Origin of the sequence: Streptomyces sp. NPDC048419 (assembly GCF_043200415.1) — a bacterium.
Classification (GTDB): Bacteria; Actinomycetota; Actinomycetes; order Streptomycetales; family Streptomycetaceae; genus Streptomyces.
In genome coordinates, this window is sequence record NZ_JBICXT010000006.1 from 252295 (window position 1) to 277938 (window position 25644).

The window sequence follows — 25644 nt, forward strand, 5'->3', positions numbered from 1 at the left end:
CCTTCCGGCACCATGAAGAGCCCTACCCGATCCGGGGTACGGCTGGCCGTACCCGTAGGGGGTTGCCCTCCCCCTTCCCCCTTCCTTTTTCCTGTCTTCTTTCCTTCCTTCTTTCCTGCCTTCCGTCCGGCTCGTGCGGCATCGCTCCCAGGTACCCAGCCCGCCATCCGGCTCACACGTCCGGTTGTCAGTGCCGCCCTCTAGTCTCGACAGCGATGGCACAGGCATGGAAATGCTCGGGGCTGAGGTGGTCGGCGGACGGTCCCGTGCTGGTGTGGGAAGGCGGGCGGCGCAGCGCGCCGGCCCGGGGCAAGCGGCTGGCCTTCGGGGTCGTGGACGGGGGTGTGCGGACATGCGTGGGAGCGCGGGGGCATGCGTGTCCGGTGCGGGCGGTCGTGCCGGGGCGGAGCACGGGGGCGCGGTGCGAGGAGTGCGCGCGGCTGGACCGGGCGCACTCCGTGGCCGCAGACACGATCGCGGACGACCCGCGGCCGTACCACGTATATCTGGCGTGGTTCGGGCCCGGCATGGTCAAGGTCGGGATCACGGCCGGGGAGCGGGGCTCGGCGCGGCTGCTGGAGCAGGGCGCCGTCTGCTTCAGCTGGCTCGGCCTGGGGCCGCTGATGGCCGCCCGGCGCACGGAGGAGCTGCTGCGCGCCGCGCTCCAGGTGCCGGACCGGATTCCGTACGCCGAGAAGCGGGCGGTGCGCTCCCGGCTGCCGGAGTCCGCGGCCGAGCGGGCGGCCGAGATCGAGGCGCTGCACGCGCGGGCCGCGGCGCTGGACCGGTGGCCGGAGTCGCTGACGCGGGAGCCGTGTGAAGTCGTCGACCACGCCGGTGTGTTCGGGCTGGCCGGGCTGCCGGCCGCCACGGGGGAGGTGAGCGAGCTGGTCGCCGGCGGACGGGTGGGCGGGGAGCTGCTCGCGGCCGCCGGGCCGGATCTGCATCTCGCGGCCGGGCGCGGGGTCGTCGTGCTGGACACCCGGCTGATGACCGGGTGGGAGATCGTCCCGGCCGTGGGCGAGGATGGATGCACCGTTCCTGTGCGGGAGTTCAGGGAGGCGGCGGGAGTTCAGGACGGCCTGTTCTGAAGCGGCCGAGGGTTCGAGAGGGCGTATGACGGAGACAGCGGAGGCCGGAGAGGTCCGGGAGTTCTGGGAGCGGCTCGGGCTGCCCGGACTCGTCGATGTGCACACGCACTTCATGCCGGAGCGCGTCCTGCACAAGGTGTGGGACTACTTCGACGCGCTCGGCCCGCTGACCGGCGGCGTCGAGTGGCCGATCACCTACCGCGAGGAGGAGGCCGAACGGCTCGCGCGGCTGCGGGAGTTCGGCGTGCGCCGCTTCACCGCCATGCTCTACCCGCACAAGCCCCGCATGGCGCAGTGGCTCAACGGCTGGGCGGTCGACTTCGCCCGCCGTACGCCCGACTGCCTGCACACCTCCACCCTCTTCCCGGAGCCGGGCGTCGAGGCCTACGTACGGGAGGCCGTCGAGGCGGGTGCGCGGGTGTTCAAGGCCCATGTGCAGGTCGGGGCGTACGACCCGGCGAACCAACTGCTCGACGCCGCCTGGGGGTTGCTCGCCGAGGCCGGTATCCCGGTCGTCATCCACTGCGGTTCCGGGCCCGCGCCCGGCAAGCACACCGGACCGGAGCCGATCGCGCGCGTGCTGGCCCGGCATCCCCGGCTGCGGCTGGTGATCGCGCACATGGGGATGCCGGAGTACGAGGACTTCCTCGACCTCGCCGAGCGGTACGGCGAGGTGCGGCTGGACACGACGATGGCGTTCACCGACTTCAGCGAGCGGTTCGCGCCGTTCCCGGCACGGGCGCTGCCCCGTCTGGGCGACCTCGGCGACCGCATCCTGCTGGGCAGCGACTTCCCCAACATCCCCTATCCGTACGTCCATCAGCTGCACGCCCTGGAGCGGCTGGGGCTCGGCGAGGACTGGCTGCGGGCCGTCTGCCACGACAACGGGGCGCGGCTGTTCGGGCTGTGAGGAGAGCACAGGCAGGCTCTACGCCCTGATCACCCCGGACCGTCGGATGATGGGTGCCGGTCCGTGCGGTGAGTGCCCGGCAGGAGCTTCCCAGGGGTTCCCTGAGAGGCCCCTGTGCGTTTCTCAGGCAATTCACAGGTCGCCGAAAGGGTGCTCTCAGAGCATCCCGACAGTGTTTCCACCATGACCACGACCTCGCCCCAGGGGCGCACCGAACTGCTGAGGCCGGACGGGAGCCCCGTCCGCGTGCTTGTGGTGGACGACGAGCTGTCGATCACCGAACTGCTGTCCATGGCCCTTCGCTACGAGGGATGGCAGATCCGGAGCGCGGGAGATGGCACGGGTGCCATGCAGACCGCACGGGAGTTCCGGCCGGACGCCGTCGTTCTCGACATGATGCTGCCCGACATGGACGGTCTGGCCGTCCTCGGACGGCTGCGCCGTGAGCTGCCGGACGTGCCCGTCCTCTTCCTCACCGCCAAGGACGCGGTCGAGGACCGTATCGCCGGGCTCACCGCCGGCGGCGACGACTACGTCACCAAGCCGTTCTCCCTGGAGGAGGTCGTCGCGCGGCTGCGTGGTCTCATCCGCCGTTCGGGCGCCGCCGACCGGCGCTCCGACTCCGTGCTGGTCGTCGGCGACCTCACCCTCGACGAGGACAGCCACGAGGTGTCGCGGGCGGGGGACAACATCCATCTCACCGCCACCGAGTTCGAGTTGCTGCGCTTCCTGATGCGTAATCCGCGGCGCGTGCTCAGCAAGGCCCAGATACTCGACCGAGTGTGGTCGTACGACTTCGGCGGACAGGCCAATGTGGTCGAGCTCTACATCTCGTACCTGCGCCGGAAGATCGACGCCGGGCGGGAGCCGATGATCCACACCCGGCGTGGCGCGGGTTACCTGATCAAGCCCGCCGTGTCATGAGCGGACGGCGACGACCGCGGGCGCAGAAGCGGCGGGCGGGACAGCCGCGCACCCTGCGGGCGCGGCTCGTCGTCGCGTCCGTGGTGCTGATCGCCGTCGTGTGCGCGGTGATCGGAACGGTGACGACGCTGGCGCTGCGCTCGCATCTGTACGACCAGCTGGACGGACAGCTGCGTGAGGCCACGGCCCGTGCGTCGGGGGACTTCAAGCCTCCGGGGATGGGCAAGGACGGCACGCCGCCGGGACATGGCGGCCAGAACCCGATCTCGAAGACGACGGATCTCGGTGAGTTCGTCAAGCACGGTCCGCAGCCCAGCGGCACGGTCGCGGCCACCGTCACCAACGGAAGCGTCACCGACGGCAAGGTCGGCAAGAAGTCCGACTCGACCTACGAGATGAGCGCCAAGAATCTCACCGACGCCCAGAAGACCGCACTCAACCAGGTCTCCCAGGACGGCGATCCGCACACCGCGGATCTGCCCGAACTCGGCAGCTACCGCGTCGAGTACCGCAGCGGTTACTACGTCGGCCTCCCCACCTCGGAGACCGACAGCACCATCAACACCCTCATCCTCGTAGAAGTCAGCGTCACCGCCGCAGGACTCGGCGCTGCCGTCATCGCGGGCTACGCGCTCGTCGGTGTCGCCACCCGCCCGCTGCGGAGGGTCGCCGTCACGGCGACGCGGGTGTCCGAACTCCCCCTGCACACCGGCGAGGTGAACCTCAGCGAGCGGGTGCCCGAGTCCGAGACCGACCCGCACACCGAGGTCGGCCAGGTCGGGGCCGCGCTCAACCGCATGCTGGACCACGTCCACGGCGCCCTGCACTCACGGCAGCAGAGCGAGATGCGGGTACGGCAGTTCGTCGCGGACGCCAGTCATGAGCTCAGAACACCGCTGGCCTCCATCCGCGGATATGCCGAGCTGACCAGACGCGGCAGGGAGCAGGTCGGCCCCGACACCCGGCATGCCCTCGGCCGTATCGAGTCCGAGGCGGGCCGGATGACGCTCCTCGTGGAGGACCTGCTGCTGCTCGCCCGGCTGGACGCCGGACGGCCGCTGCAGTTCGAGCAGACCGACCTCATCCCGCTGGTCGTCGACACGATCAGCGACTCCCGCGCGGCCGGCATGGACCACAACTGGCGCCTCGACCTGCCCGACGAACCCGCGCTGGTCAGTGCCGACGCGGCCCGTGTCCAACAGGTGCTGGTCAACCTCCTCGGCAACGCCCGCAAGCACACCCCGCCCGGCACGACCGTCACCGCACGCGTGCAGCGACGGGGGCCGTGGATGTGCGTCGACGTGGAGGACAACGGCCAGGGCATCCCGGCCGAACTGCTCCCGTACGTCTTCGAGCGGTTCGCGCGCGGCGACTCGGCGCGCTCGCGGGCAACAGGCTCCACCGGCCTGGGACTTGCGATCGTGCAGGCCGTCGCGACCGCGCACGGCGGTGCCGTGACCGTGGACAGCGTGCCCGGACGCACCGTGTTCACCGTGCATTTGCCGGCGCTTGCCCCGGCCCTGCCCCATCCGGCCCCCGAAACGAATTGGCAATCGCACTCACAGGCGTAGCACAGTGCCACCACATGGGTGCAACAGGGCACTTGACCAGAGTCGTTCGCATGCGAACCGACTCTTCTCCCGGCACCTTGCCGGCGCGGGAGCACCTCCCGGCCGGCGACGCCGGTACGCCCGTCCTGGATGTAGTGATCCCCGTCTACAACGAGGAGAAGGACCTCCAGCCGTGTGTGCTGAGACTGCACGAGCACCTCAGGCGCACGTTCCCGTACGCGTTCCGCATCACGATCGCGGACAACGCCTCGACCGACACCACCCCGCTGGTGGCGGCGCGGCTGGAGGCGGAGATCCCCGAGGTCGCCAACTTCCGCCTGGAGCAGAAGGGCCGGGGCCGCGCGCTGCGCACGGTGTGGTCCGCCTCCGAGGCGCCGATCCTCGCCTACATGGACGTGGACCTGTCGACGGACCTCAACGCCCTGCTGCCGCTGGTGGCGCCGCTTATCTCGGGCCACTCGGACCTGGCGATCGGCTCCCGGCTGGCCCGCTCCTCACGCGTCGTGCGCGGCCCCAAGCGGGAGTTCATCAGCCGGGCGTACAACCTCATCCTGCGCGGCTCGCTGCAGGCCCGCTTCTCCGACGCGCAGTGCGGCTTCAAGGCGATCCGGCGTGATGTGGCGCAGGTGCTGCTGCCGATGGTCGAGGACACCGGATGGTTCTTCGACACCGAGATGCTGGTCATCGCCGAGCGCGCGGGGCTCCGCATCCATGAGGTTCCGGTCGACTGGGTCGACGACCCGGACTCCACCGTCCACATCGTGAAGACGGCGACCGAGGACCTCAAGGGGGTGTGGCGGGTGGGCAAGGCCCTGGCCACCGGCTCGCTTCCGCTGGACCGGATCACCCGGCCGTTCGGCGACGACCCGCGCGACCGTGACATCCAGGACGTACCGAAGGGGCTGGCCCGCCAGCTCGTCGGGTTCTGCGTCGTCGGCGGTCTGTCGACCCTCTTCTACCTGCTCCTCTACAGCGTGTTCCGGCAGTTCGGCGGCTCGCAGGTCGCCAACGCGCTCGCGCTGCTGGTCTCGGCCGTGGCGAACACGGCCGCCAACCGGCGCCTGACGTTCGGGGTGCGCGGCTCCGGCGGTGCCGTCCGCCACCAGGCACAGGGCCTCGTGGTCTTCGGTATCGGCCTCGCGCTGACCAGCGGATCTCTCGCCGCCCTGAACGCGGCGACGTCGAGCCCCGCGCACTCCACCGAACTCGCGGTCCTGATCGCCGCCAACCTCGCGGCGACGGTCCTGCGCTTCCTGCTCTTCCGCGCCTGGGTCTTCCCCGACCGCGCCGAGGGCGAGAAGTCCGCCGTGGTGGCCTCGCACAACCCGTCCTCGCCGACGTACGCCACGGCCCCGGACCCGCAGTACCGGTCGCAGCCGCACGGACAGCGGACGTTCCAGCCCCCGCTGCCGCAGCGCCCGGTCGCGTACCCGGCCGCGCACCAGCACCACGAGACGACTCAGATCCGCGCCGGTGAAGTCGCGGACCGCAACTGGGAGGACGCCACCATGCACGTTCAGCCGGTGCGTCCGACCGAGACCGATCCGAGGGACCCCCGATGACCATCCACTACGACCGGACGACCCACGAGGCAGGACCCGCACCGTCCTCCTGGGGCCCGCCTCCCACGGCCGGCCCGGCCGCGGCGGAGCCGGCGACCCCGACGGCCCCCCAGGCGGGCGAGCCGAAGCAGCCCTTCGTCCGCAGACTGTGGCGCGGCCGCCCCGAGGACCCGCGCTGGGCGCGCCCGGCCTTCCTCGGCCTGCTGGCCGCCACCCTCCTGCTCTACCTCTACAACCTGAGCGCCTCCGGCTACGCCAACTCCTTCTACTCGGCGGCCGTCCAGGCCGGCAGCAAGTCCTGGAAGGCGTTCTTCTTCGGCTCGCTGGACGCGGGCAACGCCATCACCGTCGACAAGCCCCCGGCCTCCCTGTGGCCGATGGAGCTGTCGGTCCGGATCTTCGGCCTCAACTCCTGGGCGATCCTTGTCCCCGAGGTCCTGATGGGCGTCGCCACGGTCGCCGTCGTGTACGCGGGTGTACGGCGCCGGTTCAGCCCCGCCGCCGGTCTGATCGCGGGCGCGGTGCTCGCGCTCACCCCGGTCGCGGCGCTGATGTTCCGGTTCAACAACCCGGACGCGATGCTGGCGCTGCTGATGGCCGTCGCCTGCTACGCGGTGGTCCGCGCGGTCGAGGACGGCCGTACGAAATGGCTGGTGTGGGCGGGCGCGGCGATCGGCTTCGCGTTCCTCGCCAAGACGCTGCAGGCCTTTCTGATCCTGCCGCCGCCGGCGATCGTCTACGCCGTCTGCGCGCCGGTGTCGCTGAAGAAGCGGCTGGGTCAACTGGCCGTCGCCACCGGGGCGTTGATCGTCACCGGAGGCTGGTGGGTGGCGATCGTCGAGCTGTGGCCGGCCTCCTCGCGCCCCTACATCGGCGGCTCGCAGAACAACAGCTTCCTCGAACTGACCTTCGGCTACAACGGCTTCGGCCGCCTGAGTGGCGACGAGACCGGCAGCGTCGGCGGCGGTGGCGGCGGCACCGGCTCCGGCATGTGGGGCGAGACCGGCTGGAACCGGATGTTCAACTCCGAGATCGGCAGCCAGATCTCCTGGCTGCTGCCGGCCGCGCTGATCCTCCTCGCGGCCGGTCTGGTCGCGACCCGGAAGCTCACGCGGACGTCCGTGACCCGCGCCTCGTTCCTGGTCTGGGGCGGCTCGCTGCTGATGACCGTGATCGTCTTCAGCTACATGGCGGGTATCTTCCACCAGTACTACACGGTGGCTCTCGCGCCCTACATCGCGGCCGTGACCGGCATGGGCTCCGCGCTGCTGTGGGAGAAGCGGCGCGAGACCTGGGCGTCGCTCACCCTCGCGGCGGCGGTCGTGGCAAGCGCCGCGTGGGGCTACGTGCTCCTCAACCGCACCTCGGACTATCTGCCCTGGCTGAAGTACCTGGTCCTGATCGGCGGCCTGGCCGCCGCGCTCGGCCTGATCTTCGCGGGCCGGATCAACCGCCAACTCGCCCTCGGTGCGGCGGCGGTGGGCCTCGTGGCCGCACTGGCCGGCCCGACCGCGTACACCCTCAGCACCCTTCAGGAGGGTCACACCGGCTCCATCGTGACCGCCGGTCCGTCCGGCGCGAGCATGATGGGCGGCGGGCGCGGAGGCCCCGGCGGCGGTGGTGCCATGCGCGGCGGCTTCGGCGGCGGCATGCCCGGTCAGAACGGCCAGAACGGCCAGAACCAGCAAGGTCAGCAGGGGCGGCAAGGTCAGCAGAACGGCAACGGCGGCACCCAGAACGGCAACGGCTTCCCAGGCGGCGGCTTCGGCGGCATGCCGGGTCAGAACCAGCAGAACGGCAACGGCAGCACCAAGGGCCGGAACCAGCAGGGCGGACCTGACGGCGGCATGGGCGGCGGCGGTGGCGCCGCCGGCCTGCTGAACGGCGCGAGCGTCGGCTCCCAGGCCAAGAAGCTGCTGGAGAAGGACTCCGCTAAGTACACCTGGGCCGCCGCGGCCATCGGCGCCCAGAACGCGGCGAGTTACCAGCTCTCCACCGGCGACCCGGTGATGGCGATCGGCGGCTTCAACGGCACCGACCCGTCCCCGACGTTGGCCCAGTTCAAGAAGTACGTGGCGGAAGGGAAGATCCACTACTTCATCTCGTCCGGCACCGGTGGCGGCATGGGCGGCAGCAGCACCGGCACCTCGTCGCAGATCACGTCGTGGGTCGAGAAGAACTTCAAGAAGGTGACGGCCGGTTCGGCCACCTTCTACGACCTGACGCAGAAGGCGAGCGGCTGACGCGGCGCACGAGTGCCGACGAAACTTGCTGTACACCGTATGGCTAGAGCCATACGGTGTACAGCATGTCCGCTCCCCAAGGCCACCCCCAACGCTGGCCGATCCTCGGTGTCATCTGTCTCGCGCAGCTGACCGTGCTGCTCGACAACACCGTCCTGAACGTGGCGATCCCGTCCCTCACCAGGGAGTTGCACGCCGCGACGTCCGACATCCAGTGGATGATCAACGCCTACTCGCTCGTGCAGTCCGGCCTGCTGCTCACCGCGGGCAGCGCGGCCGACCGCTACGGCCGTAAGAAGATGCTGATCGTGGGGCTGGTCCTGTTCGGCGCCGGGTCGCTGCTGGCGGGCTTCTCGGACACCACCGGCCGGCTGATCGCCGCGCGGGCCGGCATGGGCGTGGGCGGCGCACTCCTGCTGACCACCACACTCGCCGTGGTGATGCAGATCTTTACGGCCGAGGACCGGCCCAAGGCGATCGGCATCTGGGCCGCGGTCAGCGCGCTCGGATTCGCCGCCGGACCGCTGATCGGCGGCTTCATGCTGAACCACTTCTGGTGGGGCGCGATCTTCCTGATCAACCTGCCGGTCGCGGCGCTCGCCCTGGTGGCCGTGGCCCTCCTCGTCCCCGAGTCGAAGAACCCCCGCGGCGACCGCCCCGACCTCCTCGGCGCCCTGCTCTCCACGATCGGCATGGCCTCGCTGGTGTTCGCGATCATCTCCGGCCCCGGGCACGGCTGGACGTCGGGACGCGTGCTGCTCACGGTGGCCGTCGCGGTCGTGGTCCTGGCGGCGTTCGCGTACTGGGAGAGCCGGATCCCGTACCCCATGCTGGACCCGCACTTCTTCAGGGACCGCCGGTTCACGGGCGCCGTGACCGGGGCGGTTCTGATCACCTTCGGCATGGGCGGCGCGCTCTTCCTGCTCACCCAGCACCTGCAATTCGTCCTCGGCTACGGCCCCTTGGAGGCCGGTCTTCGGACGGCGCCGCTCGCGCTGACCGTCGTGGCCCTCAACTTCTCGGGCCTGTCGGCGAAGTGGTCGGCCAGGATCGGGACGCCGGTGTCGATCGCGCTGGGCATGGTCCTGATGTCGGCGGGGCTGGTGTCCATAGCCACGCTGGACACGGGCGGTTACGCCGGGACGCTGGTGGGGCTGCTGCTGATCGGCGGCGGCTGCGCGATCGCCAACCCGGCGATGGCGCACGCCATCATGAGCGCGATTCCGCCGGAGAAGGCGGGGGTAGGGGCCGGCATCAACGGGACGCTCGCGGAATTCGGCAACGGCTTGGGGGTAGCGGTACTTGGCGCTGTGCTGACGTCGCGGGTGCCTGCTGCGGGGCTGGCGGCGGGGCTGGAGACCGGTCAGTTGGTCGGTTCCGTCGCCGTGTTGCTCGGTGGGCTGCTGGCGGCGGCGTTGCTGCGTCGCGCGGAGCGGGCAGACTCGGGGGTGGCGGTCGCCTGAGCGCTCGGGTGGCGCGGGACATCTGGGGGGTGCGGGTCGAATGGGGTTGTTCGCGCAGGTCCCCGCGCCCCTTCGGGTCCACTGCCGCCTAGCATCTTGATCAGTGAACGGACGTCTAGGAAGGTGCGCCAATGGTGAGGGCAGCCGAGCGTGCGGCGCGGACCAGTGTGTGGCTGGAGGGCAAGGTCCGCCGGGGCGGTCGCGGTGGTCAGCCGTCGGGGCTGGACCGGGACCGGATCACCGAGGTGACCGTCCGGCTCCTGGACGCCGAGGGGCTGGCCAAGTTCTCGATGCGCCGGCTGGCCGGCGAGCTGAACGTGACCGCGATGTCCGTCTACTGGTACGTCGACACCAAGGACGACCTTCTCGAACTCGCCCTCGACGCGGCGTTCGGCGAGCTGACCCTGCCCGACCCGGAGACCGACGAGGACTGGCGCGACCAACTGCGCGCGCTGACGGGCGAGTACCGCTCCCTGCTGGTCCGCCACCCCTGGCTGTCCCCGCTGGCCGGCACCTTCCTGAACATCGGCCCGAACTCGCTGGCCTTCTCCCAGGTCGTCCAGCACATCGTCCGCAAGACGGGCCTGCCCGTGCACGGCCTGTCCGGCGCCCTTTCGGCCGTCTTCCAGTTCGTCTACGGATTCGGCACGATCGAGGGCCACTTCATCGCCCGCTGCGCCGCCGCCGGCATGACGCAGGACGAGTACTTCCAGCACGCCATGAGCGCGGTGAACCAGGCCCCCGGGGCCGCCGCGATCGTCCAGCAGAACGCCGACATCATGGCGGCCCGGGGCGGCGACACGGTGGAGGAGATGCGCGAGCGTGACTTCACCTTCGCGCTGGACCTCCTGGTGGCGGGCATCGAGGCGATGGTGGCCCGCAGCTGACTACTGCTCGGGTGCCAGCCGCGCCGGGAATCCTCCGGTGGCGACCGGTCCCCACTTCACGGGCGTGACGCGGATGATCGACTTGCCCTGCTTCACCATGGCCTCGCGGTACTCGTCCCAGTCCGGGTGCTCACCCGAGATGTTGCGGAAGTACTCCACCAGGGGCTCCACGGACTCCGGGGAGTCGATCACCTCGGCGGTGCCGTCGATCTGGACCCAGGGGCCGTTCCACTCGTCGCTCAGCACGACGAGGCTGACCCGCTCGTCCCGCTTGGCGTTGCGGGTCTTGGCGCGCTCCGGGTAGGTCGAGACGACGATCCGCCCCGAGTCGTCCACGCCGCAGGTCAGCGGCGAGGCCTGCGGGGTGCCGTCGGCGCGCCGGGTCAGCAGGATGGCGCGGTGCCGGGGCCGTACGAAGTCGAGCAGGTCGTCGCGGGAGACGGTCGTGTTCGTAGCGATGTCGGGTGCCATGCCGCCAGCGTAGGCGCCCGGCCCCCGCTCAGCCTGCTCCTGCCGTGCCTACGCCTGGGGCAGCGATTCGCCCTGCACCGCCTGGATGTCCAGCTCCACCCTCAGGGTGGTGCCGATCGCGGCGATGCCGGCCTGCAGCACCTGGTTGTAGTTCATGGCGAAGTCCTCGCGGCGCAGTTCGGTCGTCGCGCGGAAGGCGGCGCGCGTGCCGCCCCACGGGTCCGGGCCCGTGCCCAGGTACGCCAGGTCCAGGTCGACCGGGCGTACGACCCCGTGCAGGGTCAGCTCGCCGTGCACCGTCCAGCGGTCGGAGCCGGCTGTCGTCAGCCCCGTGGACCGGTAGGTGATCTCCGGGTACCTCTCGACGTCCAGGAAGTCCGGTGAGCGCAGATGGCCGTCGCGCATGCCGTTGCCCGTGTCGATGGAGGTGGCCTGGATGACCGCCTCCACACGGGACTTCTCCACCTCGTCCGGGGCGATCTCGATGCGCCCGGCGAAGTCGGTGAAGCGGCCATGCACGCTGGAGATGCCCAGGTGCTGGGCGACCGCGCCCACGGACGAGTGCGCCGGGTCGACGGTCCACGGCCCGGGCGGCGGCAGCTCGGTGCCACCCTGCCGGGACAGCGTCACCGCCCCGAGCTCGGCGCGGCCGCTCGCCGTGACGAGGGCGCTGGAGGCGACGGGCGCGTACCCGACGGCCGTGACGATGACGGTGTACGCCCCCGGCGCGAGCTCGGTCGCGTCCCGCACGGCGCCGTCGGAGTCCGCCTCGGCGCGCAGCACCTGCGTGCCGGTCATGTCGGTCACCGTGACGACCGCGTGCGACACGGCCCATCCGTCCCGCGTACGGATCTTCGCGGTCAGTCCCATCCCGTTTCTCCCTGCAAGTGCTACTGGTCGTGAAGAGTCCGGCCCGTGGCAGGTGTACCGCCGCTCAAGGCGCACCTGCCACGGGCCGGTGGTCGAACTACTCGGCCGGGTGGGCCAGTTCGATGTCGTGGTCGTCGACGCCGCGGCCGTTGACCGTCAGCGCCGTCGCCACCGGTGCGTAGCCCGTCGCGATGACGGTGTACTCGCCGCTGTCGAGGTCCGTGAAGGCGTACGCGCCGTCCGTGCCCGTGGTGGCGGTGCCGACCACGTTGCCCGCCGCGTCCACGAGGGTCACGCGTGCGTCGGCCAGCGGACCGTGCGGCGCCTTCACGACGCCCTGGAGCTGCGCGCCCGAGTCGAGGTCGACCTCGATCCGGGTGACGCCGGTGCCGCCCACCTCGACGGGCAGCGCCCGCGGCCGGTACCCGGCGGCGTTGACCGCGACGGTCACGGCACCCGGCACCAGCTCCGCGAAGGAGAACTCGCCCTGCTCACCGGTGGTCCCGGTGGCCAGCAGATCACCGCGCACATCGGTCACGATGACCATCGCGTCCTTGACGGGCAGCGCCGTCGCGGCGGCCCGCACCACACCGTTCAGCCCGCTGGTGCCGCTGAGCAGGATGTCGTACGAGACCGGCTCACCGTTCACCACGACCGTGGACGCCTGCGGCTGGAAGCCGTCGGCGGAGGCGATCAGGACGTACGAGCCGGTGCCCGGCGCCTGAAGGGTGTAGGACCCGTCCGCCTGCGCGACCGACCGGCCGAGCTGCCGTCCCGCGAGCGAGATCAGCGTGACGGCGGCCTGCGGCACGGGCGCGCTCTCGTTGCCGCGCACGAAGCCGCGCACCGGGGTGCCGCCGGAGGGGGCGGACTCCTCGGGCCGTGCGATGGTCGCGACGGCGGCCAGCCGCTGGGTGCCGTCGGCGGCCGCGGCCGTCTCCGAGATCGCCCAGCTCGGGAGCTTCTCCGTGACCGGGGCGGCGGCCTCGGCGGCGGCCGGAGCGGCCTCGGCCTCGGCGCCGGCGTCCGGAGTCTCCTCCGCGGCAGCGGCCTGCGCGAGTCCGCCCTTGGTCCTGAGCGGAACCTCCTTGATGAACAGGCTGACCAGGAACGCGAGGGCCGCGAGGCCACCGGCGATCATGAAGACATCGGCGATGCCGTGGCCGTAGGAGCTCTCCAGGAGCGTGCGCAGCGGCACCGGCAGCTTGTTGAGGTCCGGGATGCTGTCGCTCGAGTTGCTCGAACCGGCCAGCGCGGCCCGGAACTTCGGGTCGAGGGCGGCGGCGCCGTCCTGGACGTAGTGCGTGATCCGGTGGGACATCACCGCGCCGAGCGCCGAGACGCCGACCGCACCACCGAGGGAACGGAAGAAGGTGACCGTGGAGCTGGCCGAGCCGAGGTCGCTCGGTTCGACCTGGTTCTGCGTGCACAGCACCAGGTTCTGCATCATCATGCCGATGCCCAGACCCATGAGGGCCATGAAGATGGCCATCTTCCAGTAGTCCGTGTCGTAACGGATGGTGCCCAGCAGACCCAGGCCGGCCGAGACGAGCACGCCACCGCTGACCAGCCACGCCTTCCAGCGCCCGGTACGGGTGATGAACTGGCCCGAGACGGTGGAGGAGACGAACAGACCACCGATCATCGGGATCGTCAGGACACCGGACATCGTCGGGGACTTGTCACGGGCCAGCTGGAAGTACTGGCTGAAGAAGACCGTGCCGGTGAACATCGCGACACCGACGAACAGCGAGGCCAGCGACGCGAGCGTGATGGTGCGGTTGCGGAACAGGCGCAGCGGGATGATCGGTTCGCTCGCCTTGGACTCGACCAGGATGAAGAGCAGGCCGAGCACGACGGAACCGCCGACCATGGTGTACGTCTGCCAGGACAGCCAGTCGTACTTGTCACCGGCGAAGGTGACCCAGACCAGCAGCAGCGAGACGGCGGCGGCGACGAACGTGGCGCCGCCCCAGTCGACCTTGACGTCACGCTTCACGACCGGCAGGTGCAGCGTCTTCTGCAGCACGATCAGGGCGATGACGGCGAAGGGGACACCGACGTAGAAGCACCAGCGCCAGCCCAGCCACGAGGTGTCGGTGATGACACCGCCGAGCAGCGGGCCGCCGACGGTGGCGACGGCGAAGGTGGCGCCGAGGTAGCCGGAGTAGCGCCCGCGCTCGCGCGGGGAGATCATCGCGGCCATCACGATCTGGGCGAGGGCGGACAGTCCGCCGACGCCGATGCCCTGGAAGACACGGCAGGCGATCAGCATGCCCGGGTTCTGCGACAGACCGGCGGCCATCGAGCCCAGCACGTAGATGATCAGGGCTATCTGGACGAGCGCCTTCTTGCTGTACAGGTCCGCGAGCTTGCCCCACAGGGGCGTGGTCGCGGTCATCGCCAGCAGCGAGGCGGTGACGACCCAGGTGTAGGCCGACTGACCGCCACCGAGGTCGCTGATGATGTGCGGCAGGGCGTTGGTGACGATCGTGGACGACAGGATCGCCACGAACATGCCGAGCAGCAGCCCGGAGAGCGCCTCCATGATCTGCCGGTGCGTCATCGGGGCGTGCTCCGGGGAGCCTCCCCCGTGCTTGGCATGAGCCCGCACACCGGCTGGTGTGGTCGTTGCCATGGGCTTCCTTATCTCAAGTGCTTGCGGGTGTACGGGTGGTCGGTTCGAGTGCGACGGCCGGCGGCGGCAGTCGCGGCGGCGCGGGGCGGCAGTCGTCGAAGCTCGCCCGCAGCCGGGTCATGAGCCGGGTGAGCTGGGCGACCTCGTCGTCGCTCCAGTCGGCGAGCCGCTCGGCGAGCAGCTGCGTGGTCCGCACGGACAGCTCCTCCAGGCGGGCGATGCCCGCGGGTGTGAGGTGCACGATCCGGGACCGCTTGTCCGCCGGGTCGGGGGAGCGGTCGATCCAGCCGCGTTCGGCCAGGTGCGCGACATGGCGGCTGGTGACCGACATGTCCACGGCGAGCAGCTCCGCGAGCTTGCTCATGCGCATGTCGCCGTAGCGGCCCAGGAGGGTCAGTACGGCGGCGCTGCCGCTCGGGCAGTCGGACGGCAGGATCCGGCCGAGCTCCCGCTTCACGGCACCGAAGGCGCTGAACTGCCTGATCAGCTCCTCGTACTGCGTCTGCTCGGCCATCCCACCTCCCGCATTCGTTGCTTAGGGCAACCATAAGAGTTGTTGGTTGCTGCAGGCAAACAAAATGGCGGGGTGCGGGACAAAAACTTGGCAAAGGCAAGTATTGCGAACGTAAACACGCAGGTGAGGGTGATTGTCGAGAGGCTGTAGAGGTCGGCCTCCCCCCACTTGGGCCACACCCGGTGATTCGCTAGGGTCTGCTGCCATGGCTAACCCCCAGGGCCCCCAGGGCAACAACGACCCCGCAGGCAGCACCCAGATGTTCCGCGCGTTCGTCGACGAGGGCCCGCAGGGCCGACAGAGCCGTCAGCAGGCTCCGGCGCCGTCCGGACCCCGGATCGGTCTGATCGTCGGCATCGTCGTCGCGGTGGCGGTCGTGGCGGCCGTCGCCTGGCTCGCGATGATGTAGCGAGAGCTCAGGTCACTTCCACCGGACGGTGACGTCCCGCGTCTCGATGTGCATGCCGAGCGGCACGCGCCAGGCGGCGACGCACACCGTCCAGGTCTTCTTCCTGCGTGCCCCGGCGTCGATCGGCGCCGGGAGCCGCACGTCGGACGTCCTCGTCGCCCAGTCGATGCCGAGCGCGCCGATGATGTGCGTGCCGAAGGTGACCGTGCCCGAACGCACCGCCGTGCCGCCGGAGTTGGTGAAGGTCAGCGTCACGTCCTCGCACCAGCGATGGGCGGTCGCCTTCCGCTTCGGATCGCTCCAGCTCAGGTCGGCGGGTCCAGCGGGCTCTGTGGGTCCGGGAGTTGCCGTCGGAGACGGTGAAGCCGGGCTCGCGGGAGTGGACTTGGTACCGCGGCCGCCGACCGCCTGCGTGGTCCCGGCCGCAGGTGCCGGTGCGGTCCCCGCAGGCAGGCCGTCCGGTACGCCGCTCGAACTGCCACTCGCCGCCGGGGAGTCGCCGCGCTCCGGGTCGCCGTCCAGCGGTACGAGCGTCACCCCGCCTGTCGGAGCCGCCGCCGTGCCCGAGGCCCGGGGGATGCCGCCGGCCGCTCCGGTGGCTACGTAGCCCCCGCCCGGACCGCCGCCCCCGCACGCCGCCAGCACGGCGCCCAGGCAGACGACGGCCGCCGACGCGCCGATCACGGCGCCTCGACGGCCATGTGTCCATGTCGTCCCGGAAGTCCCACGCAGCATCGCGCCATGGTGGCTGACGCTCCGTCAAATAGGAACCCCCGGGCGGGCTTCGCTCAGTCCGAGATGAGCCCCTCACGCAGCTGTGCCAGCGTGCGGGTCAGCAGGCGGGAGACGTGCATCTGCGAGATGCCGACCTCCTCGCCGATCTGCGACTGGGTCATGTTGGCGAAGAAGCGCAGCATGATGATCTGGCGCTCGCGGGGCGGAAGCTTGGCCAGCAGCGGCTTCAGGGACTCGCGGTACTCGACACCCTCCAGCGCGGTGTCCTCGTAGCCCAGGCGGTCCGCGAGGGAACCCTCGCCGCCGTCGTCCTCGGGGGCCGGGGAGTCCAGCGAGGAGGCCGTGTAGGCGTTGCCGACCGCGAGGCCGTCGACCACGTCCTCCTCGGAGACGCCGAGCACGGCGGCGAGTTCGGGGACGGTCGGGGAGCGGTCGAGCTTCTGGGAGAGCTCGTCGCTGGCCTTCGTCAGGGCCAGGCGCAGCTCCTGGAGCCGGCGCGGCACGCGCACCGACCACGAGGTGTCGCGGAAGAACCGCTTGATCTCACCGACGACCGTCGGCATCGCGAAGGTCGGGAACTCCACGCCCCGCTCGCAGTCGAACCGGTCGATCGCCTTGATCAGGCCGATCGTGCCGACCTGGACGATGTCCTCCATCGGCTCGTTGCGCGAGCGGAAGCGGGCCGCGGCGTAGCGCACCAGCGGGAGGTTGAGCTCGATGAGGGTGTCCCGCACGTACGCGCGCTCGGGGCTGTTCTCGTCGAGTGCGGCGAGCCGCAGGAAAAGGGAGCGGGACAGGGTGCGGGTGTCGATGTTCTCCGGGGCCGGGATGGCCGGGGCGTCGGGCGCCTCCACCACCGGAGCTACGTCGAGCACGGCGTCGGCGGGCGCTGAATCGCTCTTGGTGAGCGTGAGCACCTTCGAGCTGCCCTGATCTGCGGACATGCCACCCCCTCTGGGTCGCGGGACGGTCGCGGCCGAAGTCCCCTCGGCGAGGAGTTCAGCCTTCACCTGAATACCGGAGCCGAAGCCCCGGCAAACGCGCTTGGGGAAGAATGTCACATGTCGGCAACGCGCTGTAGTGACATGTCGACACGTGAGATGCGAATCAGCCCTGGAAAGAGGGGGTCTGAGGCTTTTTCGGCATAGAACCGTCAGGAACATCCCTGGTGAGCGATTCGCTCTCCCAGGTTACGCGTCGATCCTGTTTGCGATCTGCGGTGTTCCGGAGTGTGCGCCTGTGCGCCTCTTATGCCTCAATCCGATTGGCGGATCGCAGCCGCTGGAAGCTACGCGCGAGTAGCCGTGACACATGCATCTGGGAGACGCCGAGTTCCGCGCTGATTTGTGACTGGGTGAGGTTGCTGTAGTAGCGCAGCAGAAGGATTCTCTGTTCCCGCTCCGGCAGTTGTACGAGGAGATGGCGAACGAGATCCCGGTGTTCGACGCCGTCCAGGGCGGGGTCCTCGTAGCCGAGCCGGTCGAGGAGCCCCGGCAGCCCGTCGCCCTCCTGGGCGGCCTCCAGGGAGGTCGCGTGGTACGAGCGTCCGGCCTCGATGCAGGAGAGGACCTCCTCCTCGGTGATGCGCAGCCGCTCGGCGATCTCGGCGGTCGTCGGGGTGCGCCCGAACGCGGTCGTCAGGTCCTCGGTGGCGCTGTTGACCTGGACCCACAACTCGTGGAGGCGGCGCGGGACGTGGACCGTGCGGACGTTGTCGCGGAAGTACCGCTTGATCTCGCCGACCACGGTCGGCATCGCGAAGGTCGGGAACTGCACGCCCCGGTCGGGGTCGAAGCGGTCGATCGCGTTGATCAGCCCGATGGTGCCGACCTGGATCACGTCCTCCATCGGCTCGTTGCGGGAGCGGAAGCGGGCCGCCGCGTAGCGCACGAGCGGGAGATTGGCCTCGATCAGCGCCCCGCGCACGCGGATGTGTTCGGGGCTGCCCGCGATGAGTGTCTTGAGCTCGCCGAAGAGCACCTGGGTGAGGGCCCGGGTGTCGGCGCCGCGGCTGCGCGGCGGTGCGGCTTCGGTGGGGGCCGTCGCGATTTCCGTCGCGGCTTCCTGGGGCGGTGCTTGAGGCGCAGTACTGGCCGGCACGGTCAACTCCGCCTCACAATCGATCAACTCATCCGTCAAAAGTGGTCATAGCATCACAAGAGATGTGGACTGTGTGCAAGCACCGCATTACGTCGTGTTGAGGGCAAGTTGGGACAAAGCATGCAAAAAGGCCCCACACCGGTTTCGGTGCAGGGCCCATCGGGGGCCGGCTCAGTACTCGTAGTCGGCGATCACCCAGGTGGCGAATTCCTTCCACAGGCCCACGCCCGCCTGGTGCTCGGGGTGCTCGACGTAGCGCCGGAGCGAGGCCGCGTCCTCGAAGCCGGAGTTGATGGCGAAGTCGTAGGCGATGGGGCGGTCGCTGAGGTTCCAGCCCAGTTCCCAGAAGCGGATCTCGGGGATCTTCCCGTCCAGGGACCGGAAGGCGTCCTCGCCCGCGGCGACGCGCGGATCGTCGCGCAGGACGCCCTCGTTGAGCTTGAACAGGACGAGATGCCGGATCATGCGCGCTCCTAGCTAGTGGGCCCCGTCGGCCAGCCAGGTGAAGAAGTCGCCGATGGCCTTCGCGGCGTCCGAGATGCCCTCGAACCCTATCTGGACGTAGTCCGCGGCCTTGGCCGGGTCTGTGATGATCACGTACAGGGCGAAGACCACGAGCGCATAGACGGCGATCTTCTTCGCATTCACCGCCACCGCGGCCTCCCGAGTCACAAGTTGCCCAACGACCGCACATGATCGCACGAAGGGCCCCGTCTTTCGACGGGGCCCTTCTTCAAGCGGTAGCGGAGGGATTTGAACCCTCGGTGACTTGCGCCACACTCGCTTTCGAGGCGAGCTCCTTCGGCCGCTCGGACACGCTACCGAGGGAGACCTTACAGCACGCCGAGCAGTGCCCTGAAATCGGTATTCGGCGGGACACGGGACGGGGATCAGCGGGACCGGAAGAAGTCGGTGAGCAGGCGGGAGCACTCCTCGGCGAGCACGCCTTCGACCACTTCGGGGCGGTGGTTGAGCCGCCGGTCCCGTACGACGTCCCAGAGGGAGCCGGCCGCGCCGGCCTTCTCGTCACGGGCGCCGTAGACGACACGGTCCACCCGGGACTGCACGATCGCGCCCGCGCACATCGTGCAGGGCTCCAGGGTGACGACGAGCGTGCAGCCGGACAGCCGCCACTCGCCGAGCTCTGCCGCCGCGCGGCGGATCGCGAGGATCTCCGCGTGCGCCGTCGGATCGCCGGTGGCCTCACGCTCGTTGTGCCCGGACGCGAGCACGGTCGCGCCGTCCGGGGCCAGCACGACGGCGCCGACGGGGACGTCCCCGCCGGCCCGTCCGGCCTCGTCCAGCGCGCGCCGCATCGCGGCCCGCCACGGGTCGCGCACCGGGTCCGGAGTGTTGCCTGCGGTCGCTGAAGCGGTCAGCGGACGGTCTCCAGGACCTCGGAGGCGCCCAGGGCCTCGGCGATCGCACTCAGGGCGTCCTCGTCCAGGATGCGCAGCTCCTTGGAGCTGACGCCCAGGTCGTCGAGGATCTCGACGTCGCCGACGGGGCTGTGCGGTACGGCCTCGGCGGACGGCGTGTCCTCGTCACCGTCGTCGTCCTCGTCATCACCGTCCTCGGTGCCGTCGAGGTCGAGGGAGTCCAGGTCCGAGTCGTCGTCGCCGGGCTCCCTTCCGAGCAGTTCGTCGGTGAGCAGGATCTCTCCGTAACTGCTGCGGGCAGCGGCGGCGGCGTCCGAGACGTAGATACGAGGGTCTTCCTCGCCGTCGACGCGGACGACGCCGAACCACCCGTCTTCCTGTTCGATCAGCACGAGCACCGTGTCGTCCTCTGTCGAGGCTTCCCGGGCGAGGTCGGCCAGATCCGACAGGGTCTCCACATCGTCGAGCTCTGTGTCGCTCGCTTCCCACCCGTCTTCGGTGCGCGCGAGCAGTGCGGCGAAGTACACCGTGACTCTCCCACTGGTCATAGGCGTGCCGGTTGGGGGTCCCCCCGGCGGAGGTTCTGGGCGGGGAGAGCTGTGCTCCGAGCCCCACCCACTCGGAATCGTGGCAGAAACAAGGCCTTCAGGGGACGTCTTCGGCTCCCTGTGTCCGCCCGTTTTGATCGACCACGAGCGGGATCGTACGCGGCGATCCTTGTCGGCGCGCAAAGGGCCGCCCTTCCACGTGCCGTCAGTTCGACCGGAGTTACCAGCGGAAGGTGCGCATGCGCATGGCGTGGCGCAGGCGTGCGGTCTTGGCGCGGCGGGGCTGGACACGGTCGCGCAGTTCGCGCGCCTCGGCGAGATCACGCAGGAACTGGGCCCTGCGGCGGCGGCGCTCCGCGTCGCTCTCGTCCGGCGACGCGTCCTTCTCGGCTTCGCTCTCAGGCAGGTCAGGCATAGGCTCACCACCCCCTGGTCCGTCCCTCCCACTTTCCCTCTGATGGGCGGTTTGATGCCAGCGCAAGGGTTTCGGGGGCGCGGTTACTGTTAGGGCATGCGTCTCCACGTCGTCGACCACCCCTTGGTCGCCCACAAGCTCACCACCCTGCGCGACCGGCGCACCGACTCCGCGACCTTCCGGCGGCTCGCCGACGAGCTGGTCACCCTGCTCGCGTACGAGGCCACGCGTGACGTGCGCACCGAGCAGGTCGACATCGTCACGCCGGTCGCCGCGACGACCGGCGTGAAGCTCTCCTATCCGCGCCCGCTGGTGGTGCCGATCCTGCGGGCCGGCCTCGGCATGCTGGACGGCATGGTCCGGCTGCTGCCGACCGCCGAGGTGGGCTTCCTGGGCATGATCCGCAACGAGGAGACGCTCCAGGCGTCCACGTACGCCTCCCGCATGCCCGAGGACCTCTCCGGGCGCCAGGTGTACGTCCTGGACCCGATGCTGGCCACGGGCGGCACGCTGGTCGCCGCGATCCGGGAGCTGATCAAGCGCGGCGCGGACGATGTGACGGCCGTGGTGCTCCTCGCCGCGCCGGAAGGTGTGGAGCTGATGGAGCGGGAGCTGGCGGGGACGCCGGTGACCGTGGTGACGGCAGCGGTCGACGAGCGGCTCAACGAGCACGGGTACATCGTGCCGGGGCTGGGGGATGCGGGCGACCGTCTCTACGGCTCTGCCGAGTAGCGCTCGCCGATTTCGCCGTCGGGGTGCGGGTGTGTCGGAGGCCGCGAGTGCGTCGTGGCCGTTCGCGCAGTTCCCCGCGCCCCTTCAGGGCGTTGCTAGCAGGCGTTCTTCGACGTCGATGTCGGCTTCGGGCTGGCCAGGGCCGCCAGGGCCTTGTCCGAGGCCGGCTTCGTCGTGAGGGTCTTGAAGCCGTCGCCGATGATCAGGTCGACGTCGGCGCCCTTGCGGGCCGCGTCCGTGCGGCGCTCGGCGGTGGAGAGCTGCGTGGCGAGCACGGGCAGCGAGCTGTTCAGGGCGGACGCGGGGCCCAGCAGGACCCCCGTGCCCTTGACCTTCTTGTCGAACTCCTTGGACGCGTTGCCCACGTCGCCGATCTTGAAGCCGCGCTTCTTCAGCTCGTCCGCCGTGGTCTTGGCCAGGCCGCTGCGCGTGGTGGCGTTGTAGACGTTCACCGTGATCTGGCCGGGGTCGGGAGCGGCGGCGCCCTTGGTGCCGGCGGAGGTGCCGGGCGACGGGCTCACCCTGGATCCGCAGTCCGCCTTCCTGCCGGCCGCCGAAGCCTTCTTGCCGCCGCCGGTGAAGACGTCGATGAGCTGCAGGGTGCCCCAGGCGATGATCGCGAGCGCGGCGACGGAGGCCACGACCGCGGCGACGAGCTTGCCACGACGACGGCGCTGGCGCATCCGGGGGTATTTGTCCCCCGTGATCTTGTACTTGCCGCCCATGCCCGGGGGAGTCAGCATGCTCATGAGCGCAGCGTAGTGCGCCTGAGCGGCAATGCCTACTAGATGATCATTGCAGTCCGCGCAGGTGAACCCAAAAGGGCCAAGCCTTTACCGGCAGGCCGCGCCCAGGCGGGTGTCAGTCCAGCTCGAGCACGCGCGCGTGCAGCACCTGGCGCTGCTGCAGGGCCGCCCGCACCGCACGGTGGAGACCGTCCTCGAGATACAGGTCGCCCTGCCACTTGACCACGTGTGCGAACAGGTCGCCGTAGAAGGTCGAGTCCTCGGCCAGGAGGGTCTCCAGGTCGAGCTGTCCCTTGGTGGTGACGAGCTGATCGAGGCGGACCGGGCGCGGCGCGACGTCCGCCCACTGCCGGGTGCTTTCCCGGCCGTGGTCGGGGTACGGCCGGCCGTTTCCGATGCGCTTGAAGATCACACGGAAAGCCTACCGGTCAAGACCTTCCGGGCGCAGCCATGGAGACGGAGTGCGACGCTGGAAAAGACATTTCAAAACGGGGCAAACAGCAACAGGGGCCCGATATGAGTGACAGCGAGACCATGCGCCCGGCCACCGCTCCCGAGGCACCCGGAAGTGCTCCCGCCCTCCCTCGCGCTGCCCTGGAGATCGCCTCGGGCTACGCCTTCACCGGGCCGGCGCTGGACCTGGGAGCCCTGCTGTGGGAAGGGACGTGCCTGCCGGACGCGCAGATCCGCATCCCGCTGCCGATGCTCAACCGCCACGGCCTGGTCGCGGGCGCCACCGGCACCGGCAAGACCAAGACGCTCCAGCTCGTCGCGGAACAGCTGTCGGCGCAGGGCGTGCCGGTCTTCCTCGCCGACGTCAAGGGCGACCTGTCCGGCATCTCGGCGCCCGGGCAGCCGAACGACAAGGTGCGCGGGCGGGCCGCCGAGGTCCACCAGGAGTGGACGCCGGCCGGATTCCCGGCCCAGTTCTACGCGCTGGGCGGCCTCGGGCACGGCATCCCCGTACGGGCCACCATCACCAGCTTCGGGCCGGTCCTGCTGTCCAAGGTGCTGGGGCTGAACCAGACCCAGGAGCAGTCGCTCGGCCTGATCTTCCACTACGCCGACACCAAGGGCCTGGAGCTGATCGACCTCAAGGACCTGCGGGCGGTCGTCGCGTTCCTGACCTCGGACGAGGGCAAGGTGGAGTTGAGGGACATCGGCGGTCTGTCGACCGCCACGGCCGGGGTGATCCTGCGCTCCCTCACCGCCTTCGAGGCGCAGGGCATGGCCGGCTTCTTCGGGGAGCCGGAGTTCGACACGGGCGAGTTCCTGCGGACGGCCGAGGACGGGCGCGGCACGGTGTCCGTCCTCGAACTGCCCGCGGTGCAGGACAAGCCGCAGCTGTTCTCGACCTTCCTGATGTGGCTGCTCGCCGACCTCTTCCACGACCTTCCCGAGGTGGGCGACGCGGACAAACCCAAGCTCGTCTTCTTCTTCGACGAGGCGCATCTGCTGTTCGACGACGCCTCGAAGGCGTTCCTGGACTCGATCACCCAGACCGTGCGGCTCATTCGCTCGAAAGGGGTCGGCGTCTTCTTCGTCACGCAGACCCCGAAGGACGTACCGTCCGACGTCCTCGCGCAGCTCGGCAACCGCGTCCAGCACGCGCTGCGCGCCTTCACCCCCGACGACCAGAAGGCCCTGAAGGCGACGGTGAAGACCTTCCCGAACTCCGCGTACGACCTGGAGGAGCTGCTCACCGGTCTGGGGACGGGGGAGGCCGTGGTGACGGTGCTGAGCGAGAAGGGGGCCCCGACCCCGGTCGCGGCGACCCGGCTGCGCGCCCCCGAGTCCCTGATGGGGCCCGTCGAGGCCGGCGTCCTCGACGGCGCGGTGCGGGACTCGCCGCTGTACGGACGTTACGCACAGGCTGTGGACAGGGAGTCGGCGTACGAGAAGCTCGAGGCCGCGAAGCCGGCCGGCGCCAAGGGGCCCGACGAGATGGCGGCGCGGACCCGGCCCAAGGCGGCCCCGAAGACCGCTCCGAAGGCCGCTCCGAAGACCGACGAGGAGCACTCCGTCGTCGAACAGGTCGTCGGCAGCGGCATGTTCAAGTCCCTGGCGCGGTCGGTCGGCACGCAGATCGGGCGCGAGATCACCCGCTCGTTGTTCGGGACGGCCCGGCGGAGGCGGTAGGCCCGCCCCCGCCGGGGGAGATCAGCGGCCCTGTTTCCGTGCGGGCTGCTGGGGTTGCGGCCGCTGCGCGTCCCGGTGCCGGGGCGCACTGCGTGCGGCCTCCGCGCGCAGCAGGGCGCGCAGGTCCGCGTACGGGTCGGTGGGCATGGCTGTGTTCCTCGCGTAGTGCCGACTGGTCCCGGGAGCGGGGTCCGTCAGCAGCGCAGGACCACGGTGCGCAGGGCGGTCAGGGGGTGCGGCGGCCGCGGCGGGGCGGGCAGGGTCCGGCCCTGCGGGGCGGCGGGTGGCGGGCCGGTGCGGGGCACGCGGCGCAGGGGTGCGGCGGTCCGGCGGACGGTGCAGGCCGGCGGGCGCACGGCCGCGTCCAGGACGTCGTACTCGACGATCCCCGCGGACACCGCGGGCGTCGCGTGCACCTGGGAGTGGGCGCCCGGCACCAGCAGGGCGCACAGCAGCACGAGCGCCCGCAGCCAGGTGCGGCTGCGGGGGAGGCTTCGTGCGGTGCTCACGGGAGGTCCTCTGCCCGCGGCGCACCCGGTGTTCGGCACGCCGCAGGCGAGATACGCCCGTATTGCGTACGGCTACACGGCGAGCGGCACCCGCTGGGCGCGGCCCCGCATGCGGATCGCCGTGATGATCTCGACGACACCGACCGCGACCAGCCAGATGCCGCCGACCAGGGTGAGGACGGCGACGGACCGGAAGGGCGAGTCGATCAGGACGATGCCGGCGACGAACGTGACGATCCCGAGGAGGATCTGCCAGCCGCGGGCCGGCATGGACGAGTCGTGGACGGCGGCCAGGGTCTGGGTGATCCCGCGGATGAGCCAGCCGATGCCGATCCACAGCCCGAGCAGCAGGATCGACTGCATCGGCCCGCGGAAGCAGAACAGCCCCAGCATGATCGACAGGGCGCCGCTGACGAAGGCCAGCACGCGCAGCGAGGTCGTCCGGTGCGTGCCGAACGCGGCGACCAGCTGGAAGACGCCGCTGCACAGGAGGTAGAGGCCGAACAGGACGCCGGCCGCGAACAGGGACGCGCCCGGCCAGACGAGGACCAGCACACCGAGGATCAGCGAGGCCACGCCGGTGAGCAGGACGACCTGCCAGGCGGCCTGCGACAGCGCGTGCAAAGGGCCCTCGAAGGGCGGTTCCGGGGCATGGGTGCCTGGTGCGGTTCCGGCGTGGACCTTGCGGTCGTCGAACTCCGGGCCCCAGGTGTTCGGTGGGTCTGTCATGCTCCATGCTCGGACCGGCCGCGCGCGCCGCGCCACCCCTGGGGGCCGGTCGGCTGACG

Annotated in this window: 28 protein-coding genes and 1 tRNA gene; 11 read left to right on the forward strand and 18 right to left on the reverse strand. The window is 70.4% G+C overall.

Annotation, left to right across the window (positions count from 1 at the left end):
- The first annotated feature begins 215 nt into the window (after positions 1-215).
- The 8 genes from ACGFYN_RS16330 to ACGFYN_RS16365 all read left to right on the forward strand — a co-directional run bounded on the left by ACGFYN_RS16330 (position 216) and on the right by ACGFYN_RS16365 (position 10651).
- Entirely contained in the window at positions 216-1091 is an 876-nt protein-coding gene (locus ACGFYN_RS16330) for a DUF2797 domain-containing protein (RefSeq protein ID WP_393866485.1), read from the forward strand.
- A gap of 25 nt (positions 1092-1116) precedes the next feature.
- The gene (locus ACGFYN_RS16335) at positions 1117-2001 is read left to right on the forward strand and encodes an amidohydrolase family protein (RefSeq protein WP_393866486.1); all 885 of its coding nucleotides are present in this window, start codon (positions 1117-1119) and stop codon (positions 1999-2001) included.
- 183 nt (positions 2002-2184) lie between these two features.
- Positions 2185-2925, forward strand: coding sequence for a response regulator transcription factor (locus ACGFYN_RS16340; protein ID WP_393866487.1), 741 nt, complete (start codon positions 2185-2187; stop codon positions 2923-2925).
- Positions 2922-4496, forward strand: coding sequence for an ATP-binding protein (locus tag ACGFYN_RS16345; protein WP_393866488.1), 1575 nt, complete (start codon positions 2922-2924; stop codon positions 4494-4496). The genes ACGFYN_RS16340 and ACGFYN_RS16345 overlap by 4 nt, the downstream gene beginning before the upstream one ends.
- Positions 4497-4546: 50 nt before the next feature.
- Positions 4547-6058 carry a glycosyltransferase gene (locus ACGFYN_RS16350; protein WP_393866489.1) on the forward strand — a complete coding sequence of 504 codons (1512 nt, stop codon included), beginning with the start codon at positions 4547-4549 and terminating at the stop codon, positions 6056-6058.
- Positions 6055-8301, forward strand: coding sequence for an ArnT family glycosyltransferase (locus tag ACGFYN_RS16355; protein WP_393866490.1), 2247 nt, complete (start codon positions 6055-6057; stop codon positions 8299-8301). Before ACGFYN_RS16350 ends, ACGFYN_RS16355 begins: the two co-directional genes overlap by 4 nt.
- Before the next feature lie 65 nt (positions 8302-8366).
- Positions 8367-9764 carry an MFS transporter gene (locus ACGFYN_RS16360; protein WP_393866491.1) on the forward strand — a complete coding sequence of 466 codons (1398 nt, stop codon included), beginning with the start codon at positions 8367-8369 and terminating at the stop codon, positions 9762-9764.
- Between the two features lie 131 nt (positions 9765-9895).
- Entirely contained in the window at positions 9896-10651 is a 756-nt protein-coding gene (locus ACGFYN_RS16365; RefSeq protein WP_393866492.1) for a TetR/AcrR family transcriptional regulator, read from the forward strand.
- On the opposite strand, the gene ACGFYN_RS16370 is transcribed toward ACGFYN_RS16365, so the two are convergent.
- From ACGFYN_RS16370 to ACGFYN_RS16385, 4 genes are all read right to left on the reverse strand, one after another.
- Entirely contained in the window at positions 10652-11122 is a 471-nt protein-coding gene (locus ACGFYN_RS16370) for a PPOX class F420-dependent oxidoreductase (RefSeq protein ID WP_393866493.1), read from the reverse strand.
- A 48-nt stretch (positions 11123-11170) separates the two neighbouring features.
- Positions 11171-11992 carry a YceI family protein gene (locus ACGFYN_RS16375; RefSeq protein ID WP_393866494.1) on the reverse strand — a complete coding sequence of 274 codons (822 nt, stop codon included), beginning with the start codon at positions 11990-11992 and terminating at the stop codon, positions 11171-11173.
- Positions 11993-12089: 97 nt separating this feature from the next.
- Positions 12090-14630: an MFS transporter gene (locus ACGFYN_RS16380; protein ID WP_393866495.1), complete on the reverse strand. Its 2541-nt coding sequence runs from the start codon at positions 14628-14630 to the stop codon at positions 12090-12092.
- Between the two features lie 13 nt (positions 14631-14643).
- Entirely contained in the window at positions 14644-15144 is a 501-nt protein-coding gene (locus ACGFYN_RS16385; RefSeq protein ID WP_393866496.1) for a MarR family winged helix-turn-helix transcriptional regulator, read from the reverse strand.
- 205 nt (positions 15145-15349) lie between these two features.
- Here ACGFYN_RS16385 and ACGFYN_RS16390 point away from each other — a divergent pair, with 205 nt between their 5' ends.
- Positions 15350-15553 carry a hypothetical protein gene (locus tag ACGFYN_RS16390; protein WP_393866497.1) on the forward strand — a complete coding sequence of 68 codons (204 nt, stop codon included), beginning with the start codon at positions 15350-15352 and terminating at the stop codon, positions 15551-15553.
- A 12-nt stretch (positions 15554-15565) separates the two neighbouring features.
- Here the strand turns inward: ACGFYN_RS16390 and ACGFYN_RS16395 are convergent, their stop codons facing one another.
- The 9 genes from ACGFYN_RS16395 to ACGFYN_RS16435 all read right to left on the reverse strand — a co-directional run bounded on the left by ACGFYN_RS16395 (position 15566) and on the right by ACGFYN_RS16435 (position 20730).
- Complete coding sequence (locus ACGFYN_RS16395) at positions 15566-16288, reverse strand: hypothetical protein (protein WP_393866498.1); 723 nt, start codon at positions 16286-16288, stop codon at positions 15566-15568.
- Positions 16289-16341: 53 nt separating this feature from the next.
- Positions 16342-17232, reverse strand: coding sequence for an RNA polymerase sigma factor SigF (locus ACGFYN_RS16400; RefSeq protein WP_393866499.1), 891 nt, complete (start codon positions 17230-17232; stop codon positions 16342-16344).
- 304 nt (positions 17233-17536) lie between these two features.
- Positions 17537-18388: an RNA polymerase sigma factor SigF gene (locus tag ACGFYN_RS16405; RefSeq protein WP_393866500.1), complete on the reverse strand. Its 852-nt coding sequence runs from the start codon at positions 18386-18388 to the stop codon at positions 17537-17539.
- A gap of 171 nt (positions 18389-18559) precedes the next feature.
- Entirely contained in the window at positions 18560-18853 is a 294-nt protein-coding gene (locus tag ACGFYN_RS16410; protein WP_393866501.1) for a Dabb family protein, read from the reverse strand.
- Between the two features lie 12 nt (positions 18854-18865).
- Positions 18866-19042 carry a hypothetical protein gene (locus ACGFYN_RS16415; RefSeq protein WP_266517368.1) on the reverse strand — a complete coding sequence of 59 codons (177 nt, stop codon included), beginning with the start codon at positions 19040-19042 and terminating at the stop codon, positions 18866-18868.
- Between the two features lie 84 nt (positions 19043-19126).
- Positions 19127-19211 (reverse strand) — tRNA-Ser (locus tag ACGFYN_RS16420).
- Positions 19212-19278: 67 nt separating this feature from the next.
- Positions 19279-19704 carry a tRNA adenosine(34) deaminase TadA gene (gene tadA, locus ACGFYN_RS16425; protein WP_393866583.1) on the reverse strand — a complete coding sequence of 142 codons (426 nt, stop codon included), beginning with the start codon at positions 19702-19704 and terminating at the stop codon, positions 19279-19281.
- Between the two features lie 59 nt (positions 19705-19763).
- Positions 19764-20294, reverse strand: a complete 531-nt coding sequence (locus ACGFYN_RS16430; RefSeq protein ID WP_393866584.1) for a hypothetical protein — start codon at positions 20292-20294, stop codon at positions 19764-19766.
- A 241-nt stretch (positions 20295-20535) separates the two neighbouring features.
- Positions 20536-20730 carry a hypothetical protein gene (locus ACGFYN_RS16435; RefSeq protein WP_384259038.1) on the reverse strand — a complete coding sequence of 65 codons (195 nt, stop codon included), beginning with the start codon at positions 20728-20730 and terminating at the stop codon, positions 20536-20538.
- A gap of 96 nt (positions 20731-20826) precedes the next feature.
- Here ACGFYN_RS16435 and upp point away from each other — a divergent pair, with 96 nt between their 5' ends.
- A complete protein-coding gene (upp, locus tag ACGFYN_RS16440; protein WP_393866502.1) occupies positions 20827-21462 on the forward strand; it encodes a uracil phosphoribosyltransferase in 636 nt (211 codons plus the stop codon).
- Positions 21463-21557: 95 nt separating this feature from the next.
- On the opposite strand, the gene ACGFYN_RS16445 is transcribed toward upp, so the two are convergent.
- Entirely contained in the window at positions 21558-22211 is a 654-nt protein-coding gene (locus ACGFYN_RS16445) for a LytR C-terminal domain-containing protein (RefSeq protein ID WP_393866503.1), read from the reverse strand.
- Between the two features lie 112 nt (positions 22212-22323).
- Positions 22324-22620 (reverse strand): type II toxin-antitoxin system VapB family antitoxin, encoded by a 297-nt coding sequence (locus tag ACGFYN_RS16450; protein ID WP_003999914.1) that lies wholly within the window; start codon positions 22618-22620, stop codon positions 22324-22326.
- Between the two features lie 104 nt (positions 22621-22724).
- Between ACGFYN_RS16450 and ACGFYN_RS16455 the strand changes: the two genes are divergently transcribed.
- Positions 22725-24347 carry a helicase HerA-like domain-containing protein gene (locus tag ACGFYN_RS16455; protein WP_393866504.1) on the forward strand — a complete coding sequence of 541 codons (1623 nt, stop codon included), beginning with the start codon at positions 22725-22727 and terminating at the stop codon, positions 24345-24347.
- 21 nt (positions 24348-24368) lie between these two features.
- On the opposite strand, the gene ACGFYN_RS16460 is transcribed toward ACGFYN_RS16455, so the two are convergent.
- The 3 genes from ACGFYN_RS16460 to ACGFYN_RS16470 all read right to left on the reverse strand — a co-directional run bounded on the left by ACGFYN_RS16460 (position 24369) and on the right by ACGFYN_RS16470 (position 25585).
- Positions 24369-24494: a hypothetical protein gene (locus ACGFYN_RS16460; RefSeq protein WP_393866505.1), complete on the reverse strand. Its 126-nt coding sequence runs from the start codon at positions 24492-24494 to the stop codon at positions 24369-24371.
- 47 nt (positions 24495-24541) lie between these two features.
- On the reverse strand, positions 24542-24856 hold the full coding sequence (locus ACGFYN_RS16465; protein WP_393866506.1) for a hypothetical protein: 315 nt from the start codon (positions 24854-24856) through the stop codon (positions 24542-24544).
- Positions 24857-24928: 72 nt separating this feature from the next.
- Positions 24929-25585, reverse strand: coding sequence for an HdeD family acid-resistance protein (locus tag ACGFYN_RS16470; protein ID WP_393866507.1), 657 nt, complete (start codon positions 25583-25585; stop codon positions 24929-24931).
- Between the last annotated feature and the right edge of the window lie 59 nt (positions 25586-25644).

What these genes read in the sequence shown, in the direction of transcription:
- ACGFYN_RS16330 (WP_393866485.1), top strand. Translation starts at nt 216, where the DNA reads ATGGCACAGGCATGGAAATGCTCGGGGCTGAGGTGGTCGGCGGACGGT.
- ACGFYN_RS16335 (WP_393866486.1), top strand. Translation starts at nt 1,117, where the DNA reads ATGACGGAGACAGCGGAGGCCGGAGAGGTCCGGGAGTTCTGGGAGCGG.
- ACGFYN_RS16340 (WP_393866487.1), top strand. Translation starts at nt 2,185, where the DNA reads ATGACCACGACCTCGCCCCAGGGGCGCACCGAACTGCTGAGGCCGGAC.
- ACGFYN_RS16345 (WP_393866488.1), top strand. Translation starts at nt 2,922, where the DNA reads ATGAGCGGACGGCGACGACCGCGGGCGCAGAAGCGGCGGGCGGGACAG.
- ACGFYN_RS16350 (WP_393866489.1), top strand. Translation starts at nt 4,547, where the DNA reads ATGCGAACCGACTCTTCTCCCGGCACCTTGCCGGCGCGGGAGCACCTC.
- ACGFYN_RS16355 (WP_393866490.1), top strand. Translation starts at nt 6,055, where the DNA reads ATGACCATCCACTACGACCGGACGACCCACGAGGCAGGACCCGCACCG.
- ACGFYN_RS16360 (WP_393866491.1), top strand. Translation starts at nt 8,367, where the DNA reads ATGTCCGCTCCCCAAGGCCACCCCCAACGCTGGCCGATCCTCGGTGTC.
- ACGFYN_RS16365 (WP_393866492.1), top strand. Translation starts at nt 9,896, where the DNA reads ATGGTGAGGGCAGCCGAGCGTGCGGCGCGGACCAGTGTGTGGCTGGAG.
- ACGFYN_RS16370 (WP_393866493.1), bottom strand. Translation starts at nt 11,122, where the DNA reads ATGGCACCCGACATCGCTACGAACACGACCGTCTCCCGCGACGACCTG.
- ACGFYN_RS16375 (WP_393866494.1), bottom strand. Translation starts at nt 11,992, where the DNA reads ATGGGACTGACCGCGAAGATCCGTACGCGGGACGGATGGGCCGTGTCG.
- ACGFYN_RS16380 (WP_393866495.1), bottom strand. Translation starts at nt 14,630, where the DNA reads ATGGCAACGACCACACCAGCCGGTGTGCGGGCTCATGCCAAGCACGGG.
- ACGFYN_RS16385 (WP_393866496.1), bottom strand. Translation starts at nt 15,144, where the DNA reads ATGGCCGAGCAGACGCAGTACGAGGAGCTGATCAGGCAGTTCAGCGCC.
- ACGFYN_RS16390 (WP_393866497.1), top strand. Translation starts at nt 15,350, where the DNA reads ATGGCTAACCCCCAGGGCCCCCAGGGCAACAACGACCCCGCAGGCAGC.
- ACGFYN_RS16395 (WP_393866498.1), bottom strand. Translation starts at nt 16,288, where the DNA reads ATGCTGCGTGGGACTTCCGGGACGACATGGACACATGGCCGTCGAGGC.
- ACGFYN_RS16400 (WP_393866499.1), bottom strand. Translation starts at nt 17,232, where the DNA reads ATGTCCGCAGATCAGGGCAGCTCGAAGGTGCTCACGCTCACCAAGAGC.
- ACGFYN_RS16410 (WP_393866501.1), bottom strand. Translation starts at nt 18,853, where the DNA reads ATGATCCGGCATCTCGTCCTGTTCAAGCTCAACGAGGGCGTCCTGCGC.
- tadA (WP_393866583.1), bottom strand. Translation starts at nt 19,704, where the DNA reads ATGCGGCGCGCGCTGGACGAGGCCGGACGGGCCGGCGGGGACGTCCCC.
- ACGFYN_RS16435 (WP_384259038.1), bottom strand. Translation starts at nt 20,730, where the DNA reads ATGCCTGACCTGCCTGAGAGCGAAGCCGAGAAGGACGCGTCGCCGGAC.
- upp (WP_393866502.1), top strand. Translation starts at nt 20,827, where the DNA reads ATGCGTCTCCACGTCGTCGACCACCCCTTGGTCGCCCACAAGCTCACC.
- ACGFYN_RS16445 (WP_393866503.1), bottom strand. Translation starts at nt 22,211, where the DNA reads ATGAGCATGCTGACTCCCCCGGGCATGGGCGGCAAGTACAAGATCACG.
- ACGFYN_RS16455 (WP_393866504.1), top strand. Translation starts at nt 22,725, where the DNA reads ATGAGTGACAGCGAGACCATGCGCCCGGCCACCGCTCCCGAGGCACCC.
- ACGFYN_RS16460 (WP_393866505.1), bottom strand. Translation starts at nt 24,494, where the DNA reads ATGCCCACCGACCCGTACGCGGACCTGCGCGCCCTGCTGCGCGCGGAG.
- ACGFYN_RS16470 (WP_393866507.1), bottom strand. Translation starts at nt 25,585, where the DNA reads ATGACAGACCCACCGAACACCTGGGGCCCGGAGTTCGACGACCGCAAG.